Origin of the sequence: Arthrobacter sp. STN4 (assembly GCF_024539665.1) — a bacterium.
Taxonomy (GTDB): Bacteria; Actinomycetota; Actinomycetes; order Actinomycetales; family Micrococcaceae; genus Specibacter.
Genome location: NZ_JAKZGX010000092.1, coordinates 1 through 487, shown reverse-complemented (window position 1 = coordinate 487; position 487 = coordinate 1). Strand labels below are relative to the sequence as shown.

General features: G+C 73.3%; 1 pseudogene. It reads right to left on the bottom strand.

What is annotated here, in order from left to right:
• A pseudogene (locus MMF96_RS19475) lies at positions 1–487 on the bottom strand (hypothetical protein); the annotation flags it as partial.

Sequence of the window (487 nt, the reverse complement as noted above, 5' to 3'; positions counted from 1 at the left end):
GGTGTGAGCGGTGGTAGGTGGTTGGGCCCAGGCCGGGGCGGGGCCCTGGTCCGGGGGCCAGGAACCTCCAGCACCGGTACCCCGGGCATTGGAGCCGCCAAGGCCTGCCACGCCCGGGACCGGCATGTCCGGGATGGTGCCGGCCGGGTCCGCCGTGTCCGGGGCGGTCATGTCGGGGCCGGGGCCGTGCGGGCCCCCGGGGGTGGCTGGTGTGCCGGGGGTGGCGTGGAGTAGTTCGAGCAGGGTGGTTTGGCCCGGCAGCACCCCGGCACCGAGACCGGTACCGTCCGCGCCGGTGCTGCCGGGGCTGGTGTCGGGGCCGGTGTTGCCATTGCCGGTGCCGGGGCTGGTGTCGGGGCCGGTGTTGCCATTGCCGGTGCCGGGGCTGGTGTCGGGGCTGTCCTCATCGGGGTTCTTGGTGTTCGCGCTGTCTGTGGTTCCGGTGTGGTTGGTGTCGGGGTGGATGGTGTTGATGTCTTTGTGGGGG